At 37.1% G+C, this 19,483-nt stretch carries 16 protein-coding genes; 10 read left to right on the forward strand and 6 right to left on the reverse strand.

The genetic code is table 11. The features are described 5' to 3' along the window. Positions 1-260: 260 nt before the first annotated feature. The 4 genes from rlmKL to B7C41_RS15285 are packed head-to-tail and all read left to right on the forward strand — an operon-like array spanning position 261 to position 6,331. Positions 261-2,390, forward strand: coding sequence for a bifunctional 23S rRNA (guanine(2069)-N(7))-methyltransferase RlmK/23S rRNA (guanine(2445)-N(2))-methyltransferase RlmL (gene rlmKL, locus B7C41_RS15270; protein WP_085299809.1), 2,130 nt, complete (start codon positions 261-263; stop codon positions 2,388-2,390). A gap of 1 nt (position 2,391) precedes the next feature. Next, positions 2,392-2,622, forward strand: a complete 231-nt coding sequence (locus tag B7C41_RS15275) for a glutaredoxin family protein (protein ID WP_235839734.1) — start codon at positions 2,392-2,394, stop codon at positions 2,620-2,622. 3 nt (positions 2,623-2,625) lie between these two features. After that, positions 2,626-4,545, forward strand: a complete 1,920-nt coding sequence (gene uup, locus B7C41_RS15280; protein ID WP_085299810.1) for an ATP-binding cassette ATPase Uup — start codon at positions 2,626-2,628, stop codon at positions 4,543-4,545. A 25-nt stretch (positions 4,546-4,570) separates the two neighbouring features. Beyond that, complete coding sequence (locus B7C41_RS15285; RefSeq protein WP_085299911.1) at positions 4,571-6,331, forward strand: DUF3466 family protein; 1,761 nt, start codon at positions 4,571-4,573, stop codon at positions 6,329-6,331. Between the two features lie 80 nt (positions 6,332-6,411). Here B7C41_RS15285 and ilvN read toward each other — a convergent pair whose 3' ends face one another. Both ilvN and B7C41_RS15295 read right to left on the reverse strand, forming a co-directional pair. Then, positions 6,412-6,912, reverse strand: coding sequence for an acetolactate synthase small subunit (gene ilvN / locus B7C41_RS15290; RefSeq protein WP_085299811.1), 501 nt, complete (start codon positions 6,910-6,912; stop codon positions 6,412-6,414). Further along, positions 6,912-8,642 (reverse strand): acetolactate synthase 3 large subunit, encoded by a 1,731-nt coding sequence (locus tag B7C41_RS15295; protein ID WP_085299812.1) that lies wholly within the window; start codon positions 8,640-8,642, stop codon positions 6,912-6,914. The genes ilvN and B7C41_RS15295 overlap by 1 nt, the downstream gene beginning before the upstream one ends. A gap of 523 nt (positions 8,643-9,165) precedes the next feature. On the opposite strand from B7C41_RS15295, the gene B7C41_RS15300 reads away from it, so the two are divergent. Beyond that, positions 9,166-9,726 carry a DUF4136 domain-containing protein gene (locus tag B7C41_RS15300; RefSeq protein ID WP_085299813.1) on the forward strand — a complete coding sequence of 187 codons (561 nt, stop codon included), beginning with the start codon at positions 9,166-9,168 and terminating at the stop codon, positions 9,724-9,726. Positions 9,727-10,080: 354 nt separating this feature from the next. On the opposite strand, the gene B7C41_RS15305 is transcribed toward B7C41_RS15300, so the two are convergent. After that, positions 10,081-10,584 (reverse strand): VOC family protein, encoded by a 504-nt coding sequence (locus B7C41_RS15305; protein WP_235839735.1) that lies wholly within the window; start codon positions 10,582-10,584, stop codon positions 10,081-10,083. Between the two features lie 325 nt (positions 10,585-10,909). On the opposite strand from B7C41_RS15305, the gene B7C41_RS15310 reads away from it, so the two are divergent. Further along, entirely contained in the window at positions 10,910-11,590 is a 681-nt protein-coding gene (locus B7C41_RS15310) for a hypothetical protein (RefSeq protein ID WP_085299814.1), read from the forward strand. An 83-nt stretch (positions 11,591-11,673) separates the two neighbouring features. Continuing rightward, on the forward strand, positions 11,674-12,021 hold the full coding sequence (locus B7C41_RS15315) for a DUF3718 domain-containing protein (RefSeq protein ID WP_085299815.1): 348 nt from the start codon (positions 11,674-11,676) through the stop codon (positions 12,019-12,021). Positions 12,022-12,042: 21 nt separating this feature from the next. On the opposite strand, the gene B7C41_RS15320 is transcribed toward B7C41_RS15315, so the two are convergent. The 3 genes from B7C41_RS15320 to B7C41_RS15330 form a co-directional block, all read right to left on the reverse strand. Next, a complete protein-coding gene (locus tag B7C41_RS15320) occupies positions 12,043-13,083 on the reverse strand; it encodes an energy transducer TonB (RefSeq protein ID WP_085299816.1) in 1,041 nt (346 codons plus the stop codon). 78 nt (positions 13,084-13,161) lie between these two features. Further along, entirely contained in the window at positions 13,162-13,887 is a 726-nt protein-coding gene (locus B7C41_RS15325) for a substrate-binding periplasmic protein (RefSeq protein ID WP_085299817.1), read from the reverse strand. Between the two features lie 130 nt (positions 13,888-14,017). Next, positions 14,018-14,956 (reverse strand): alpha/beta fold hydrolase, encoded by a 939-nt coding sequence (locus tag B7C41_RS15330; RefSeq protein WP_085299818.1) that lies wholly within the window; start codon positions 14,954-14,956, stop codon positions 14,018-14,020. A gap of 212 nt (positions 14,957-15,168) precedes the next feature. Between B7C41_RS15330 and B7C41_RS15335 the strand changes: the two genes are divergently transcribed. The 3 genes from B7C41_RS15335 (at position 15,169) to B7C41_RS15345 (ending at position 19,369) form a co-directional block, all read left to right on the forward strand. Further along, the gene (locus B7C41_RS15335; protein ID WP_085299819.1) at positions 15,169-16,122 is read left to right on the forward strand and encodes a DUF2785 domain-containing protein; all 954 of its coding nucleotides are present in this window, start codon (positions 15,169-15,171) and stop codon (positions 16,120-16,122) included. Between the two features lie 161 nt (positions 16,123-16,283). Beyond that, positions 16,284-17,966: a glutamine--tRNA ligase gene (glnS, locus tag B7C41_RS15340; protein WP_085299820.1), complete on the forward strand. Its 1,683-nt coding sequence runs from the start codon at positions 16,284-16,286 to the stop codon at positions 17,964-17,966. A gap of 428 nt (positions 17,967-18,394) precedes the next feature. After that, positions 18,395-19,369, forward strand: a complete 975-nt coding sequence (locus B7C41_RS15345; protein ID WP_085299821.1) for a transposase — start codon at positions 18,395-18,397, stop codon at positions 19,367-19,369. The last annotated feature ends 114 nt before the right edge of the window (positions 19,370-19,483 follow it).

A 19,483-nucleotide genomic window follows, 5' to 3' on the forward strand; every position in this document is an offset into this window, starting at 1 on the left:
GCGAGGCGTATAATAAGGATACCTTAGGTGATTTGCAACCTGTTTTAAGTTTATTTGGTGCTTTATTGTCATTTGTTTTATGGTTGCTGCATTTTTGCTCTTTAATGACTCGTATTTCGCACAATCTTTATAGATTTATAAAAAGTTGCCAATATTTAGCTAGCTATTTATGGTTACTTTGCTCAAATTTGTAAAATGGCTATAAGTAAAGAGGCTCTTTAGTTTATAATCGCGGGCATAAATTAGATTGGAAAACCTTTATGCAGCAATTTTTAGCATTAACCTCCCCAGGAATTGAAATATTACTGGCACAAGAACTTAAAGATTTAAAAGCCGAACAAGTTGTTCAAAAGCCTGAAGGTGTTTATTTCAACTCAACAATTGAACATGCATATCATATATGTCTGTATTTGCGTTTAGCTACTCGCGTATTGCTAAAACTAGGCGAGGGCGATGCAGCAAATAAAGAACAACTATATACAGCAGCCAAATCAATCGCTTGGTCTGAAGCATTCTCTGTTGATAAAACCTTCGCTATCGACTTTGTTGGTACGAGTGATGAAATTAGAAATAGTCAATTTGGTGCACTAACGGTTAAAGACGCTGTTGTTGATCATTTTCGCGAGTTAAATGAAGAACGGCCATCTATTGATAAGTCAGCGCCACAAATTAGTTTCCAAGCAAGACTGTTAAGAGACAAGGTTGCAATTTATTTAGACTTTTCTGGACGAGGCTTATTTAAGCGTGGCTATCGTGAAAATACCGGTGCCGCACCATTAAAAGAACATTTAGCCGCGGCAATCATTACACGTTCAGGTTGGTTGGATGATACAACTAAACCATTAGTTGACCCTATGTGTGGTTCAGGTACCGTTCTAATAGAAGCTGTATTAATGGCGGCTGGTTATGCTCCTGGTATTGATAGAGTGCAATGGGGTTTTGATTATTGGCTAGGACACCAAAGTGAAGACTGGAAGTCTGCAAAATCTGCGGCAATAGAAAAGTCGCATGTTGGTTTAACGCAGCTTAAAACTAAAGTATTCGGTATTGATCTTGATAGTAGAGTACTAAAAACAGCTCAGCAGAATGCTAAAAATGCTGGAATACAAAGATTTATTGAGTTCTCATGCAAAAATGCTAGTGAAATGAAAAATGCTTTTGGTCCAAAAGGCACTATTTTATTCAACCCTCCATATGGTGAACGAATTGGTGAATTACCAGAACTTGTAGAATGTTTTGCTTTACTAGGACAGAAATTCAAGTCTCATTTTATCAATTGGCGTGTAGCGGTATTAACGGCGAACGTTGAACTGTTAGCCATGATGAAAATGGTCAGTTTTAAACGTTATAAGTTTAAAAATGGCCCATTAGATTGTCAGTTTGCCATTTATAACTTAGATGAAAAGCAAGTGGCTAGTAGTAATGTTAATGCTGAATTTGAGCAAAAAGACTCAGCGTTTGCTAATCGACTACTAAAAAACAAGAAAAACTTAAAAAGCTGGCTTAAGCAAGAACAAGTTCAGTGTTACCGTTTATATGATGCTGACATTCCAGAATATAATGTTGCAGTTGATGTTTATGCTGATCATCTTGTTATCCATGAATACGCTGCGCCAGCCAAAATTGAGCCAGAAAAAGTGGCTAAGCGTTTACAAGAAGTGGTTTATTTTGCGCCGAAAGTACTTGAAGTGCCAACTGATAAGGTGGTTATTAAAACTCGTAGTAAACAAAAAGGTAAAGACCAATATCAGCGTGTTGAACAATCTAAAAAATCGATGGTTGTTGATGAGTACGGTGCAAAACTAAAGGTGAACCTGTGGGATTATTTAGATACGGGCTTATTTTTGGATCATCGAAAAACACGTCAAATAGTGGCGAAAAAAGCGAAGAATAAATCACTTTTAAATCTATTTTCTTATACCGGCTCGGTATCTTTGCAAGCTGCTCTGCATGGCGCAAGCACTGTAACCACCGTTGATATGTCAAAAACCTACTTGAGTTGGGCAGAAGATAACTTTTTATTAAACAACTTAAGCGGTCATAAATATCAGTTTATTCAAGCCGACTGTTTGCAATGGTTGAAGAATAATGAACAGAAATTTGATGTGGTATTTATTGATCCACCAACATTTTCTAATTCAAAGCGCATGGGTGAAAGTTTCGATGTTCAACGTGACCACGTAAGTTTAATTACTGACGGCTTGAAGTCTTTAGCTGAAGGCGGTGAATTAATGTTTACCAACAATAAGCGCAATTTTAAAATGGATTTCGACGCTATATCTGCATTGGGTTTAAATGTGCAAGAGTTGAGCGATAAAACGCGAGATAAAGATTTTCAGCGTAACAAACACATTCACAATAGTTGGTTATTTACCCGTAAGGCTAATTAGTATGTTGGCGAAGTTTAATTTATATGGCACTGAAGGTTGTCATTTGTGTGAGGATGCATTGGCATTGTGCGAGCAAGTAATGCCAGAAGCTGATATTAATGTAGTCGATATTATTGATGATGAAAAGTTAGTGGAATTGTATCGTATTAGTATTCCGGTGTTAGAGCGTTTATCAGATCAGGCGAAATTATTTTGGCCATTTGAACAGAAGCAAATTTTGGAGTTGTTGTAATTTATGGAATTAATTCGTATTTCACAAGGTGAGTTGGCCTTTGGTGAAGACAAAGTCTTAGATAAAGCAGACTTAAGTGTACAAACAGGTGAGCGCATTTGTTTAGTCGGCAGAAATGGCGCCGGAAAATCTACATTAATGAAAGTATTAATGGGCTTGCAAGTGCTTGATGATGGTCAAGTGCTTAAGTCTAGTACTATGCAAGTTGCGATGTTAGAGCAAGATCCACCAGAATCTTCAGATATTAGTGTGTTTGACTATATCGCCCAAGGCGTAAAGAAGAATGCTGATTTAATCAAACGTTATCATGTCATTATTCATGATGTAACTGAAGACCCTTCGGAAGCCAACCTGAATAAATTGGCGAATGTGCAAGAACAACTTGAGCTCGCTGATGCTTGGCAAGATGAACAGCGTATAGAACAAGTGATGACTACTTTGTCTTTAAATGCTGATGATAATATTTGTGATTTATCAGGTGGTTGGCTACGTAAGCTTGCATTAGCTAAAGCGCTTGTGACAGCACCAGATATTTTACTGCTTGACGAACCGACCAACCACTTAGATATAAAAAGTGTTTTGTGGTTAGAATCATTCTTAAAAGACTTTGCTGGCACGATACTGTTTATTAGTCATGATAGAGCGTTCATTCGTGGTGTATCGACACGTATTCTTGATCTCGATCGCGGCATTTTGAAAAGCTACCCAGGTAACTATGATTTATACATTGAGCAGAAAGCTCACGATATACAAGTTGAATCACAACAAAATGCACTATTTGATAAAAAACTAGCTGAAGAAGAAGTTTGGATCAGACAAGGCGTAAAAGCTCGTCGTACGCGTAATGAAGGTCGAGTAAGAGCGCTTGAGAAACTTCGAAATGAACGCCAAGCTCGTCGCGATGTACGTAATCAAAGCACGATGAATATTACCCAAGGTGATCGTTCAGGTAAATTGGTGTTTGAATCAGAGCAAGTGTCTATCGCGTTCGATGATAAGGTCATCATCAAAAGCCTAGATTTATTGATCACACGAAATGATCGCTTAGCATTTATCGGTGCAAATGGTACGGGTAAATCAACCTTGATTAAAATGATCATGGGTAAACTTGAAGCTACAAGCGGTAAAATGCGTTCAGGTGTTAATTTAGAAATTGCTTATTTTGATCAGCACCGTGATGCCTTAGATGTGAATAAAACTGTACAAGAAATTGTTGGTGAAGGTAAGCAAGAAGTCATGGTGAACGGAAAACCACGACACGTATTGGGTTACTTACAAGACTTTCTTTTTAGTCCTAAACGAGCAAGAACACCTGTTCGTGCTTTATCTGGTGGTGAGAAGAACCGATTATTATTAGCAAGATTATTTTTACGTCCAAGTAATTTACTAATACTGGATGAGCCGACCAATGATTTGGATATTGAAACATTAGAATTATTAGAAGAAGTCGTTGCAAATTATGCTGGAACGGTTATTTTAGTCAGCCATGATCGTGATTTCGTTAATAATTGTGTAAGTAGTTGCCTATATTTTGATGGTACTGGGCATATTACCCAAATAGTGGGTGGTTATGATGATGTCGACGAATACGTTGCTTATAAAGATAAACAACGTGAAGCAATGGCTAAGCCGATAGTTAAATCGAAAGTAGATGAAGAAAAAAGTAAAGTGGCAACTGCCGTTGTAAAAACAGAAGCGGCTAGTAAGAAAAAGCTTTCTTTTAAAGAAAAGAGAGAGTTGGAAGAGTTACCCGGACAGATAGACCAACTTGAAAATTTGATTGATGAATTACAACAGCAAGTCAATCAAGCTGACTTTTTTAGCCAAGATCAAGCGCTAAGTAATAAAATATTGAACCAGTTAGCAGAAAGTGAGTCCAAACTTGAAGTTGCCTACGCTAGGTGGCAAGAATTAGATGAATAATAACAATAGTGAGTTTAGTAGTTACATGAACAAATTTTTTAAATCGATTTTAGCGCTAGGTGTTACTAGTGCATTAGGAATATCCGCTGTTAATGCTGCAACATACCAAGTTATCGATAAAGGTGATGTATCCTCATTAAAATATACTTATTCACAACAAGAAAATAATAGTGGTGAAGCTGCTATTTCAGGCACTGATATTTATAATTTTCCTGTGCAGTTTCAATATTTAGATGTAGATGATTATGATGCGATAGTTTCATTAGCTGAAAATGGTCATGAGGCAGTTCATGAATTAGTAGACATTGAAGATGAAACCGCTTTACGCAATGGAACGCCAACGGCAAATGATTTATCGTGGGTTATTCGATTTTTAAAGGCAAGAACAGGTAATAGTCTATATCAAGAGGTTGGCGATGTATTTGCCATGACTAATTTTACTGGCCAAACGACACTTTTTAATGTTTTTGACGAAAAGTTTGTTGGTTCTGACGTTTATACACGTTCAACTAAAGAATTTATTAGTGGTATCACTAATGAAGGTTGGGTATATGGTACTGCGTCAGCGCCTTATTTACCGTTAGACTTTACTGAAAGTGATAATGATGAAGTGACTCATTGGGTACGTGAATTTACTACTCGAGGTTTTTTCTCGCCGGATGGTGGTGCCAATATCATTGAAATCATTCCACCAAGTGAAATCGACTTACCTGAAGCACAACGCTTTGGTGGCGAGTCAGCAATATTGGACATAAGTGAATCTCATTTCGCTGTTGGTTTTGCCAGTACCAGTATTGATCAAAATGCCATAGATTTCATTACTGATGAGACGGGAGGATGTGCAGATCCAAACGTGGTCGACGATATTCCATTTAAAGTTTGCGTTCAGCGTATTATTGCCAATATTTATAATACAGAAGCGATAAAATGGACAATTGATGCCGAAGGTACTGTATCTTCAGAAACTTTAGGTCATTTAGTAACCCCACACGAAGATGATGAGCGTGAATATGTAAATTATGCGCAAGCAATCAACAATAGTGGTGTTGCTGTTGGTTATGCTCATGGTTGGGTTGATGAAACAGAAACAAATCCTAGTGTAAGAGAATCAAGAAGTTTCTACGCGGTAGTGTATAAAAATGGGCAAGTGACAGATTTTACCGATGACCATGGTAAATATTTTGATTCTCGAGCTTATGATATCAATGATGCTGGTATTGCTGTAGGTCACGCAAATGTTTTCGTTAATGGGAATCAAAGAACTAAATTTTATCATGTTGATACCAATGCTGAAAATATGGAAATGATATTACCAACTGATTTTTTTGTTGGCAGTTCAAGTACAGCAAGAGCGATCAATGAAAATGGCATGATTGTTGGCGAAGGTGAATTTGAAACTCATAACGATAATGCAAGTAACCCAAGACGTACTCATGGTTTTTTATATGATACTACGGCTAAAACTTTTACTGACCTTAATAGTTTCTTAGCATGTGACAGTGCTTATACTGTTATTGAAGCGCGTGATATTAACGATGCTAATGAGATTTCTGCTACAGCACTAGTTAAAGTACCTCGTCGCGACTCAAAAGGTGAGTTAATGTTAGATGAGAAAGGTGAACAGTTAACTGAAGATGTTGTTCGTGCGGTGACATTAAAGCCAATAGCCGGTGAAATTGAAGACTGCAGTACCGTTGAAGAAAAAGTCGAGCGTCAAGGTGCCGGATTTGGTATTTTAAGTTTGATGTTTTTAGTGGTTGTGGGCATAAGACGTCGCTTTAATTAGTTAAGTCTTGTTAAGGTTTTAAAAAGCCAGCGATGTTGCTGGCTTTTTTATTAACTCATTAACAAGCTTTAGTATTGTTGTTACTTTACTCGTAAGGCCTTCTCACCACGAGCAATACCGACACAACCAGAGCGTACTGATTCAATAATTTCAGTTTCATTACCAAGGGTACTAATAAATGCATTTATTTTTTCGGCGTCACCGGTTAATTGAATTGTGTATACCTGCTTACCGATATCTATAATTGCCCCCCGAAAAATGTCTGTAATACGCATCACTTCAGTGCGTGACTTATCATTCATTGCTAATACTTTAATGAGTAGTATCTCTCGTTCGACATGTTGACGTTCAGTTAAGTCAGTAACTTTAAGTACATCAATTAGTTTGTTTACTTGCTTAACGATTTGTTCAAGAATCTTATCATCACCTTTGGTGACGATGGTAATGCGTGATAAGCTCGCATCTTCTGTGGGAGCTACTGTCAGGCTTTCAATGTTAAAAGCACGCTGTGAAAATAAGCCAACAATACGTGACAACGAACCCGCTTCATTTTCTAATAGTATCGCTAATATTCTACGCATTATGCTTTAACTCCTTTTTTGATCCACATTTCATCTATCGCACCAGTACGTATTTGCATTGGGTAAACATGTTCTTTTTCGTCAACTAAAACATCAACAAAAACGAGCTTGTTCTTGATAGCGAAAGCTTTAGTGAGTTTTTCGTCAAGTTCATTAAGTGAATTTATCTGTATACCAACATGTCCGTAAGCTTCAGCTAATTTTACAAAATCTGGTAATGACTCCATATATGAAGATGAGTGCCGTCCGCCATAAACCATGTCTTGCCATTGCCTTACCATCCCTAAAGAACGATTATTTAATGAAATAATCACTACCGACAAGTTATATTGCAAGCACGTTGAAAGCTCTTGAATATTCATTTGTATTGAGCCGTCACCAGTGATGCAAATAACATGGCTATCTGGAAATGCCATCTTTACCCCCATGGCCGCGGGTAATCCAAAGCCCATGGTTCCTAGTCCGCCAGAATTTATCCACTGGCGAGGTTTAGCAAATGGGTAATATTGCGCTGCAAACATTTGATGTTGACCTACGTCAGAACAAACATAAGCTTCACCATTTGTTGCCTGGTACATGGCTTCTATTACGCGTTGGGGTTTAATTTTGCTTCCCTTAACTTCGTTTTCGTAACCTATACTTTTTACCTTTCGCCATTGCTCTATTTGTTGCCACCAGTCTTGATTATCTTTCTCGTTGACCGAAAAGTCAGTTGCTTCAAGCTCGGTGAGTAATTGCTTGATGACAATGTCTACTAGCCCAACAACTGGAATATGTGCATTAATGGTTTTAGATATTGATGTTGGGTCGATATCGACATGTACTATGGTTGCATTAGGGCAGAATTTTTTTACATTGTTGGTTACTCTATCGTCAAACCTCGCACCTAAAGCCAGAATAACATCGGCATGTGCCATTGCTTTATTTGCTTCTAAACTGCCGTGCATACCTAGCATACCAATAAAGTTATCGTGTAAGCCGGATATGCCACCTAGACCCATTAATGTATTAGTAATGGGGGCGTTAAGTTTTTCAACCAGAACTTGAAGTAACTCAGCAGCATTGGCAATGATAACGCCACCACCAGAGTAGATAACTAAACGTTGTGCTTGCGATATTGCTTGTACTGCTTTTTTTATTTGACGGTGATGGCCTTTAACCGTTGGGTTGTATGAGCGAATTGATATTTCAGTAGTCATTGAGAATTCAGCGCTTTGTCCAGGCATTAATAGATCTTTAGGTAACTCGATAACAACTGGACCTGGTCGCCCTGTGCTAGCAATATAGAATGCTTTGGCTATTATATTTGGAATTTCGGCAATATCGCGACAATTAAAACTGTGTTTTATAATGGGGCGTGAACAGCCAACAATATCCGTTTCTTGAAAAGCATCATCGCCAATTAATCCTGTAGGCACTTGACCTGATAGCACAACCATAGGGATGGAATCCATATAAGCCGTTGCTATACCAGTTATACAGTTAGTAGCCCCAGGCCCTGATGTCGCTAAAACTACACCTACTTCACCGGTTGCACGAGCAAAACCATCCGCCATATGTGTAGCTGCTTGTTCATGGCGCACTAAGATATGTTCTACATCCTGTTGCTTAAAAAGTGCATCATAAATATCTAATACCGTACCGCCAGGGTAGCCAAATAGGTATTTCACATTTAGTGCTGAAAGTGCTTTTACCACTAATTCTGCACCACTATATCGCTCTGTAGTCATATTCAATTCCTTGCTTATCTAATAAATTTATATAAAAAAACCCTCGGTCTTTGCAGAGCGAGGGTTTCATTTTGGTATATTTTAGTTTACTTTTTATACACAATGTTGCCCACGCAATGGCTTAAAGACCATGACGACGATGAGAAGTGATTTAAGTGTATTTGATAAAAGCATTGCTAGCGGTAAAATAAATTATTCAAAAAAGTAATAGTTATAGTTTTAAGGTGTTTGCATACAAGTGTCAATGAAAAGTTACGATTTCGTCAATAATTCTTCTATTATGGAGGATGACAAAAAATGTACATGCCTTTAAACCTTACAGGGTCTATAGGGTAAAATGTAAGTTACAGGTATGTTTTACATAGCAGATAAAACTCAGGTACTTGATTTTATTTATAAGTTTGTTGGTATTGTTATAATAAATTAACAGCGATTAAGTTACATAATTCAACAAATTTTCATAACTGATATGTTAGTCTACTAGCTATAAATTGTATTTCATTGAAGTTGACAGGACGGATTTATGTTAAAAAATAAATTAATAATTATACTCGCACTTATTGGCAGTATTGCAGGTTGTGCGGCAACTCAGCAGGCGAGAGTGAATTTTGATCGGAATAGTGAAATATCAACGACGAGTTACAAAACATTTTCATGGTTGAAAGAAACTAAGATTTTGGCTGAACCCGTTGATGTTAATCCTGTAATGAAAGTTAGAATTGATAATGCTATCGAACAAGCATTTATTGCCAAAGGTTATCAGTTAATTAATAACGTAGAGCAAGCAGATTTTACTATATCTTACACTATGGGCAGCCGTGAAAAAGTTAGAGTTGACTCACTTCCTACAAGCTACCGTAGTCGTTTTTTATGGGGACATAGGTACTATGGCAGCATCGGTATAAGTAACGAAAATCAGGTCAGAAAGTATACTGAAGGTAAGTTAGCTATTGATGTTTATGATGTTAAAAGCCATCAGCCGGTATGGCATGGTTGGGCTGTTAAACGTATAAAATCTGCCGATCAAGACAACCCAAGTAAAGCTATTAAGACTGTTGTTGAACAAGTTGTTGCGCAGTTTTAATTATAAATGTAAGCACAAAAAAAACGCAGTTTTCTGCGTTTTTTTACTTATTTTTACTAGGGGCTGTCAACCTTACTTGTATTTTAAGCAGTTGGCTGATTTTAATGTTGGTAGAACATAATGAACGAGGTTTGGTAGTTCCAAATAAATGAAATGTTAATACAGCTAGCGCTAAAAAAAGCCATTGCCCAAAGGGCCGTTGCTAGAGTCGACTTACTTTGGGTTGAAAATAGCTAATTAAGGTAACCAAATTACACCACTTTCGCCTTAATTAAGTCGATTATATTTCTCTGCTGAACTATTAAACGAAGATCAATCGCACCTAAATATAATAATCAATGGCCTCAAAAAACGCTAGTTTCTTGAAGGGTTGTAAGAAAATTCGATACGATTACCGCTTGGCTCTCGGATCATCATATGAATAGTTGGTCCATTACCATTCAATTCAGGTGCAAACTCGATAATCAGGCCAGGGACTGACTTAAACCGCTTGTGCAATTCATTTAAAATAGCTTCACTGGTAACGCTTAAAGCAAGATGGTGTAAGCCGACATTGTTTTTACGATCAAATGGAACCGTATTATTAATATCCTTTGTTTGCCAAAGTGTCAAAAATAGCTTGCCATCAGTTACAAATATAGACGGATAATCAGGGTAGCCACCAGCTTCTTTCCAACCTAAAGTCTTAATAAAAAAATTACTCGATGCCTGTAAATTTTTAACAGTTAATCCGAGGTGATTAATCCCTTTCGTCATTACTTGTTTTTGGTTAATAGTATTGCTGTGGCTTTCAGTGGCCTTTGATATCGTTGGCGTAGATAACACTATCAACAACAAAGTGAAAATATATTTATTCATTTTATGCTCCAATTAATTACTCAACCTGAACTCTGGATAATGAGTGCTTGATGTTTTATTTTATTTTATTCTATTATCAAGGCGAGATGTTGATGAATAGCGTACTACTTATCAACACTTTAACGCAGAGAATGGGATAAAAGACCATATTGAGTAAGTGCTGCCTATCCAGAGTTCAGATTACTTATGGTAATTGACCGTGAAAAGTTAATTTGCTATTCAATTTAATTTAAGCCGTAGCTTATTTATAATTTACTTTAATTTCAGATGGTTATTTTGTTTTTAATGTTTTTATAGCAATGCTTAATTAAAGATAAGGATATAAATGAAAATAAAATTATATGGATTACTTACAAGCCTACTGTTAACTGCGTGTTCAAATACATATGTGCACCTGGTTAATGAAGGTTATTCTGAAAAGGAAATAAAGGACCTAACTGGTAAGTTGAATCAGCTACCGATAAAAATTGTCAACTCACGTATTACTATCCCTAAAGAATTTTCTCCTAGTACTATTTCTACGCACCCAAGTTTTACTGATATTAGTTTACTAGCTGAGATCAATTCAGTGCTCGTTTCATCAAATTTTGCTAGCTTAGCGCATTTAACCTTTGCCCAAGGAAAACACTTCTATAGTGAAAATCATCTTGGTTTGTATTTACGCAATGAAAGTAATATTACTCCCATCATGCCTGCATACTTAAGAACACAATCTTGTGCGTTTGCTGATGGCACTATCATGTTTTCTAACGATGAAGAGTTCGTGCTTGAATTTGAGAAAGGGCCTTATGAGGAAGACTTCATACTCATAAAAGGCCTATATAACTTTGATGGCAAGCGTTTGCAATTATCGACTCATACAGGTATCTCTCAATCATATGCCTTTTCCCAAGAAATGAAACAGACTCAATTTGGAGAACGTCCCGCCGATGTATTTACCCCTCAGAAGCAACTAAAAACTTTGAAGGCGTTAAATTGTCAGTTTTTGATCATTTATATGGATTAGATCAATGTTTATATTTAATCATATTTTGAATACGGTCTAAACTTAGTACAGAAAAGGGCGTTTATGTAAATGATGAGGTACCTATGAAATTTCGCTGTACTGTTCTTATTATCATTAGTTTTTGGCTATCCTTTGTACCTACTAGCAATAGTGCAAACTTAGCTCAAAATATTTGTGAATATATTGCCATCGATGACAAAGGGCGATTAAGAAAGCTACTTAAAACTAATCGCTTAAAGTTGCGTACCGTGTTTCATGATGTGAAATGTGACAACAAAAATCTTTTAATTTTTTCTGCTTCAAAAAAAGCATCTAGAATAGGTAAGTTATTAATTAAAAAACTTCCCAAAGACATCATAAAAATTGAACTGGATAATTTAGCCAAGCTATCTCCATCATTAGCAGATCTAGCTAAAACTCGTATCAATTAAAGTAATACCCTTTACCTTTTATTAAGTGTTGAAAGGGTATTCTACTATGTTAAAGCTAGTATCATTTTCACCAAAAATGAACAGTTTGCATTGTTGCCATGAATTTGGGATCTTCCAAGTGTTATTGTTTTCAATTGAGTAAACATGACGCTTATTGGCACAGCGAATATCCATTTTCGATAACTTGCCATTGATATTCGTTAACGAGAATTCATTTCGAACCAAGGCATGATGCCAATAGTCGTTTTTCTTAATATTGGCATTAACAATCAACTCTTTGTCGGAAACAATAAAATTATCAATACGCTTAATTATATCTTTATAGCTTTGTAGTTCTGTTTGAGATTGTGGTATTTTTTCGATGCTTTTAAAGGTGCTGTAAGCATATTTCAGCCGATTTAGTTTTACCTCTAACAAAAATCGTTGCTTGAGTACTGATAAACGTTGTTGATTATTTTTTTCACCTGCTGGAATTTTTACACTATAGAGATGAGAAAGTTGCAATGCGGGATCACCAATTTCACTAGCATATTGAGCATGAAGTAGTTGCAGATAGTTATTTTCAGACAAGTGCAGATACTTTATTTTTTTAAAACGCGCGAGGAGTGCTTGTGTTTTTGAATAGTTTTTTTCTTTCAGTGCTTCTTGTGTCTTAATATATAAGTCTTTGAAGCGCTTCGTTGCGCCAGAAGTTCCATTTTTTCTCATGTTAAAACTAAATTGCACATTATTGACACATTGCTGAACGGGATGACCGTTTTCTATTGCAGGCTCATATTGCCATTTTATTAGAGCTTTTTTCGCTGCTAGGGTGAGATCTTTACTTCCTGATGTTTCTTGAGTAATAACATTTGAAACACTGCCGTCTTTCTCGATAATAAAGCTAAATTTTGCCCAACCTTCACGACTGCTCCTTGCGGCATCTGCAGGATATCTAGGAGTAACACGAACTTTGGGAGTTGGCTCGATAGATGTGCTTAAATACTTGGATAGTTCAATGGCTGTTGTGTAATTTGAGAAAAAAATAGCGGGTAATAGACTAATAGTGTAAAGCTTATTCATTTTAACATCCGTGTATTTTCAATAGCTTAACATTAGATTAACATAAGCAAATTTTTATTGAAATATATAAGCGCAACTTTACTCCCTTCGTGTAAGCCATAACTTAAATGCTCTCTTAACAGCATTTATTACAGTAGGATCCGAGTTTTTGCTTAGCGCCATGCAATGCTCAGTATTGGTGTCTTGATGTAACTGAAAACCAACGACGAAATCATCGATGGTGAAATTGGTATGCTGTATTCGATAAATTAAAGCATCTTTAGATTGAATAATTGCATCTATTCTTCCTCTAAGTAACTTCTGTATATTATTTTCTTCGCTAGATGATACGGTTAAGTTTTGGCCCTCAATAAAACCACTGTTCAACATGTAATCGTGGCTATTATCATTACGTAATACGCCGACTACCGCGCTACTAATTGATGATAAGCTACTTATGTCAGTTTTATTTTTCTTCAATTTATATATGTTTACTGGCGTTTTCGCATGAATGGGGCAGAACCATATGAAATTAGGAGTGCGTTCAGATGTTTTATAAATAGAATAAATTAAAACATTAGGCTTATTTTTAGCTAAATAATAACTGCGGGCCCACGGGTAAACATTTATTTGATATTGAATTGGAGAGCTATCGAAGATAGCTCTAATTTTATTGGTAACAATGCCTGAAACCTCATCGTTAACATCAGTGCCTTGAACAATGTAAGGTGGCCAATGTTCACTAACAATTTCTAATACTGGCTCTTTTGCTTGAACATGCGCGCAAAAGTAGCTAAGAATTATTAGAGTGTATAAGAGTCTCAAAGAAGGCTTCCTATTGTTTTGCTATAAAGACATGAAAATAAGTTAAAGACTTTCGCCTGAATATATTTAATTAAATTATATTAAAAAAAAACAACCGAGGATATAGAGTTAAATCAATCAATAGGTCTTTTTAACCTTTAGTTATTAGTTTAGTTAGTATCGCCGCCGTTTCAAGTGGTTGCTCCATCGGAAAACAATGGTGATTACCAAACTTCTGCCATTGAATACTTTTATTCATTTTAGCAGCTCGTTTTACAGCTGTAGGGATGAAAAAATAAGTTTTGTTAGCGACTAAAATATTAACCGGCAGCTTAACTTTTCTTACTGCCTGCCAAAGTCCTTTCGGGTATGAGCCAAATATTGATGCTTCCCATTTTGGTGAGCAAGATAGCTCTACAGAGTTATCAGTGCTAGTGGTGGTTGAGTAATGGCAATAGTCATTAATGACTTGTGGGTGCCAAGGTTTATAAAAGGACTTAATTGCAATTTCACTTTCCATGACTTTTACGCTTGGCCATGTATTCGTGCGATTACTTACCGACTTTACCAAGGCTCTATGACGCCAAACACCGGTGACTCGCATTAATTGTTGGGCAATAATCATTTCGTTTTTGAAAAGTACCGGATCTAATAAAATAATTTCACTAAAAAGATCTGGATATTTTTCGGCGGCTAAAATCGTTAAAATTGCGCCCATTGAATGGCCTATACCAATTAATGGTCCATTTTCTTTTACGTTTGCTTGTTTATATATGGCGTCAGCCACAGTATCTGCCATTTTCCCCCAATGAGGCATTTTTTTTGTAGGCTGAGTTGATAATCCATGGCCTGGAACATCCGTCAACCAAATAGAGCTGTCATTAGGTAATTGAGATGCCATAGCTGCCATGGTCATGGCGGAAAAACCTGTTCCGTGCAATAAATGAATACGTTTCCCTGTTGCCTCTCCTGCACGGTAATAGCCGTTGACTGTCATTTGGCTTTTGGACTTTTGCTGCCACCTTTGGAACTCTTTGAATACAAGTGATTTGGTGACTTTTGATGATGTTGGGCTTATAGATTCTGGCATAATGGGATTTTTACGAATATCGCTATTTGGTTATTACAACATAGCAATTAACTGGTCTGATGTGAACGGTATTTTTTATAAGTTGTCAATTTGATTTTTATCGATTTTTACTGTAAATTTTTGAATTTTAAGTAGTTAGGCATGTTTGGTTGATAGCTTCTCTTGTTTAAAGTACCAAATCAATAACCTTTAAAAGGCGGACGAGGATCATAATGGCATATTTAGACATTTTTAATAAATTAGTTGTCACGACTTTATTGTATTTTTTACTATTGCCCATTGGTGCAGCTTATGGTGACAGTGTTAATGCAAACCACTTGGCTAAGCAATGTTATACCAATGAATGGAATCAGCAAGCTCTGCTAGATTTAGCTACAAGAAAATTTAATATTGAAAGTGATGTTGAACGTAACGAATTGGCTTTACAGTTAGTTAATTGCTTGGCAGTTCCACAAAGCAATATTCGTGATGGCGTTGCATATGCGGGACTTTCTGCGTGGTTAAGATCAAATCAATTACCCCAAAATACTTACCAAATGATGTATGAAAAATTATTGAATGATTTTGGTCAAGAAACTATTGATGATAATAAAATTTATCAGCCTTTTATTACGTTGATGCTGGCTGAATTAGCGCGAGTTGATAGAAAAACACCTTACCTGCCAGCAGATCAACGCGAGTTATTAGTCGTAAAAAGTGCAAAGTACATGAGCAATATTACTGATTACAGGGGATTTGATAACGTTGTTGGTTGGCGACATAATGTCGCACACACTGCGGATTTATTTTTGCAGTTAGCCTTAAATCCTGAAATAAACAAAAAACAATTGTCGACCATGCTTGAAGCAATCGGCCAGCAAGTTCTTCCTAAAAATGGCCATTTTTATACTTATGGCGAACCTAAGCGTTTAGTAATGCCATTGCTTTATATTTTTTTACAGGAGCAACATACAGAGCAAGACTGGAAAAATTGGTTGCAGCAATATATTACAAAAGCGCCAACGGCCAATTGGCAGCAGACATACAAGAATAATCAAGGCCTAGCAAACTTACATAATGCACGTGAGTTTTTAAATGCTATGTTCGTATTGATTGCGGATAGTAAAAACACACAACTTCAAATGCTAAAGCCAGCGCTAACTGCAGCAATAAAATCGCTACCGTAATATTTGAGCAAAGAATATAACTGAAGTCGCCTATCAATGCTTAGGTTTGCCTAGTAGCTAATTGCAAAGTAATCTTAATCTTTAGGTGCGCTCTGGTTAAATCTGTTGATATAATGCCGCCATAATACTATTTAAATTTTCATATTTTAGGGGTTCTGTGGATGTCGGAAGTTGAAAACCGTCCAACCAATTTTATTCGTCAAATTATTGATGCCGATCTTGCTAGTGGTAAGCATAGCAGTGTGCAAACACGTTTTCCGCCGGAGCCAAATGGCTACCTGCATATTGGTCATGCGAAATCTATTTGTTTGAATTTTGGTATTGCTCAAGATTACAACGGCTTGTGTAATTTACGATTTGATGACACCAACCCAGAAAAAGAAGATATTGATTACGTAAACTCTATTCAAGAAGATGTGAAATGGTTAGGTTTTCAGTGGGCTGGCGATATTCATTATTCTTCAGGCTACTTTGACCGGTTATACGGTTATGCGGTTGAGCTTATTGAAAAAGGCTTAGCTTACGTATGCTTTTTAAATGCTGAAGAAACTCGTGAGTACCGTGGTACGTTAAAGCAACCAGGTAAGAATAGCCCGTACCGTGATACGTCAGTTGAAGAAAATCTCGCATTATTTGAAAAAATGAAAGACGGTGGCTTCAAAGAAGGTGAATGTGCATTACGTGCGAAAATAGACATGGCATCAAGTTTCATGTGTATGCGTGATCCAATTATTTATCGTGTTAAATTTGCTCATCATCACCAAACAGGTGATAAATGGTGCATTTACCCAATGTATGATTTTACTCATTGTATTTCTGATGCTATTGAAGGTGTTACGCATTCAATTTGTACTTTAGAGTTTCAAGATAACCGTCGTTTATATGACTGGGTTATTGAAAATATTTCCATTGAAACCACACCACATCAATATGAGTTTTCGCGCTTAAACCTTGAATACACGGTGATGAGTAAGCGTAAACTCAACAATTTGGTTGAAGAAAACTTAGTTAGCGGTTGGGACGACCCACGTATGCCAACTATTGCAGCTTTTCGTCGACGTGGTTTTACCCCAGCTTCAATGCGTGAATTCGCCAAGCGCATTGGTGTAACAAAAATGGATAATACCGTAGAAATGAGTGTATTAGACGCTTGTATCCGCGAAGATCTAAATGACAACGCGCCACGTGCAATGGCGGTGCTTGACCCGATTAAACTCGTGATTGAAAACTACCCAGAAGGGCAAGTTGAAAACCTTGATGTGAAAAATCATCCAAGCGATGAAAGCCAAGGAACACGTGTAGTGCCATTCGCGAAAGAGCTTTACATTGAAGCGGAAGATTTTAGAGAAGAAGCAAATAAAAAGTACAAACGTTTAGTGCTTGATAAAGCCGTACGTTTACGTGGTGCCTACGTGGTAACAGCAACAAGTTGTGACAAAGACGAAGCAGGCAATGTAACAACCGTTTACTGTAAGTATGATTCTGAAACGTTAGGTGCAAACCCAACAGATGGCACTAAGCCAAAAGGTGTTATTCACTGGGTTGCTGCTGAGCAAAGCCTTGATGCTGAAGTTCGTTTGTATGACCGCTTATTTACGGTGCCGAATCCAGGTGCAGAAGAAGACTTTCATGCGGTGATGAACCCTGAATCATTAGTCACTATTGCTAATGCGAAAGTTGAACCACATTTAGCAACAGCTGAGCCAGAAAAAGCCTTTCAATTTGAACGTCAAGGTTACTTCTGCCTTGATAACAAAATTTCAGCGCAAGATATGGCTGAAGGAAAGTTAGTGTTTAACCGCACGGTTGGTTTACGTGATACTTGGGCGAAAATCTCAGGTTAATCAATGTAGAACACAGACGGTTAATATATTAAAAGCTCATAAGTTAACGCTTATGAGCTTTTTTATGTACACGATGTACGGTCAGTTTTTTGTTCCAGACAAAAACTAAGTACCTACATCCATTTAGGCAATGCCATGATCACATGGTCGTTCTTAGCTGTCCCTAGCTTCACGACATTAATACGCCCTGTATGTCGATGTGAAGGAATGGTGATGTTCACGATGAACGGTCAGCTTTTTGTTCCAGACAAAAACTAAGTACCTACATCCATGTATGCAATGTCATGATCACATGATCACATGATCACATGGTCATTCTTAGCTGTCCCTAGCTTCACAGCAAAATTAAAAGGACACTCATTCTAAATTGAGCAGTCCTAATCTTTGCACTAAGCTAAAACCACACCCTTATTCAAATTCGGTGAGTTATGGCAACGCCAAGAAAGCAACAAATCAGTTTAGCCGATACACCTTATTATCATTGCGTCGCACGCTGTGTTCGACGAGCATTTTTATGTGGTGAAGATAACGTCTCAGGGCAAAGCTATGAACATCGTAGAGGTTGGGTAGAAGATAAACTGCACTTTCTTACCCAAGTCTTTGCTATTGACGTTTGTGCCTATGCGGTGATGAGCAACCATTATCATGTGGTGGTATTTATCGATGAAGCGAAGGCAAAGCAGTGGAGTATGCAAGAAGTACTTGAGCGTTGGCATCTGTTATATAAAGGGACATTGCTTACTCAGCAATATTGTCGTGGTGAACATTTAACTAAACCGTTACTTGATATCGTTAAAGCAACGGCTGAAGTTTATCGAAAACGTTTGATGAAAGTTAGTTGGTTTATGGGTTATATCAATGAAAGTATTGCCAGAAAGGCTAACCAAGAAGACAACTGCACTGGTAGATTTTGGGAAGGACGATTCAAATCCCAAGCGTTATTAGATGAAACCGCGCTTGCCGCTTGCATGGCGTATGTTGATTTAAATCCCATTCGAGCCAAGATAGCCAAAACGCCAGAAGACTCCGCTCATACTAGTGTAAAGCTACGTTGTAAGCCGGCAGAAAAAGGCCAACAACCCAAGGCATTATTACCGTTTATCGGTAACCCTAGAAAAGCGATGCCTAAAGGCTTACCTTTTGAACTTGCCGACTATCTACAATTAATTGAATTAACCGGTCGCTGTATCAAAGAAGATAAACGTGGTTACATTGAAGAAAACCAACCAAAAATACTGAGTCGGTTAAACATATCTGCGGAAAATTGGTTAATCATCACCACTGAATTTAGCACACAGTTTCATGGCGCAATTGGTCACGAAGATGTTCTGAGTGATTATTGCCAACGCAATAAAATAAAACGACGACATAATTTGAGTCATTGCAATAAACTCTTTGCTTGAAGTCGCAGCTTAGCCATCAAAAACACTTTCAAAGTTTATCAGGCGTTACCTGAGGATAGTGATTGCCGGTTTAGTAGCATTATGCGGTTAAATAAAGTGTAATGACTGTTTTAT

The organism is Cognaticolwellia mytili, from assembly GCF_002104475.1.
In the GTDB taxonomy this organism is placed as follows: domain Bacteria; phylum Pseudomonadota; class Gammaproteobacteria; order Enterobacterales; family Alteromonadaceae; genus Cognaticolwellia; species Cognaticolwellia mytili.

Excerpts from the sequence above, each read along its gene's own strand:
- B7C41_RS15275 (WP_235839734.1), top strand. The coding sequence starts at position 2,392 with ATGTTGGCGAAGTTTAATTTATATGGCACTGAAGGTTGTCATTTGTGT.
- glnS (WP_085299820.1), top strand. The coding sequence starts at position 16,284 with ATGTCGGAAGTTGAAAACCGTCCAACCAATTTTATTCGTCAAATTATT.
- B7C41_RS15315 (WP_085299815.1), top strand. The coding sequence starts at position 11,674 with ATGAAATTTCGCTGTACTGTTCTTATTATCATTAGTTTTTGGCTATCC.
- B7C41_RS15345 (WP_085299821.1), top strand. The coding sequence starts at position 18,395 with ATGGCAACGCCAAGAAAGCAACAAATCAGTTTAGCCGATACACCTTAT.
- ilvN (WP_085299811.1), bottom strand. The coding sequence starts at position 6,912 with ATGCGTAGAATATTAGCGATACTATTAGAAAATGAAGCGGGTTCGTTG.
- B7C41_RS15335 (WP_085299819.1), top strand. The coding sequence starts at position 15,169 with ATGGCATATTTAGACATTTTTAATAAATTAGTTGTCACGACTTTATTG.
- B7C41_RS15305 (WP_235839735.1), bottom strand. The coding sequence starts at position 10,584 with ATGAATAAATATATTTTCACTTTGTTGTTGATAGTGTTATCTACGCCA.
- B7C41_RS15320 (WP_085299816.1), bottom strand. The coding sequence starts at position 13,083 with ATGAATAAGCTTTACACTATTAGTCTATTACCCGCTATTTTTTTCTCA.
- uup (WP_085299810.1), top strand. The coding sequence starts at position 2,626 with ATGGAATTAATTCGTATTTCACAAGGTGAGTTGGCCTTTGGTGAAGAC.
- B7C41_RS15310 (WP_085299814.1), top strand. The coding sequence starts at position 10,910 with ATGAAAATAAAATTATATGGATTACTTACAAGCCTACTGTTAACTGCG.
- B7C41_RS15295 (WP_085299812.1), bottom strand. The coding sequence starts at position 8,642 with ATGACTACAGAGCGATATAGTGGTGCAGAATTAGTGGTAAAAGCACTT.
- B7C41_RS15285 (WP_085299911.1), top strand. The coding sequence starts at position 4,571 with ATGAACAAATTTTTTAAATCGATTTTAGCGCTAGGTGTTACTAGTGCA.
- B7C41_RS15300 (WP_085299813.1), top strand. The coding sequence starts at position 9,166 with ATGTTAAAAAATAAATTAATAATTATACTCGCACTTATTGGCAGTATT.
- rlmKL (WP_085299809.1), top strand. The coding sequence starts at position 261 with ATGCAGCAATTTTTAGCATTAACCTCCCCAGGAATTGAAATATTACTG.
- B7C41_RS15330 (WP_085299818.1), bottom strand. The coding sequence starts at position 14,956 with ATGCCAGAATCTATAAGCCCAACATCATCAAAAGTCACCAAATCACTT.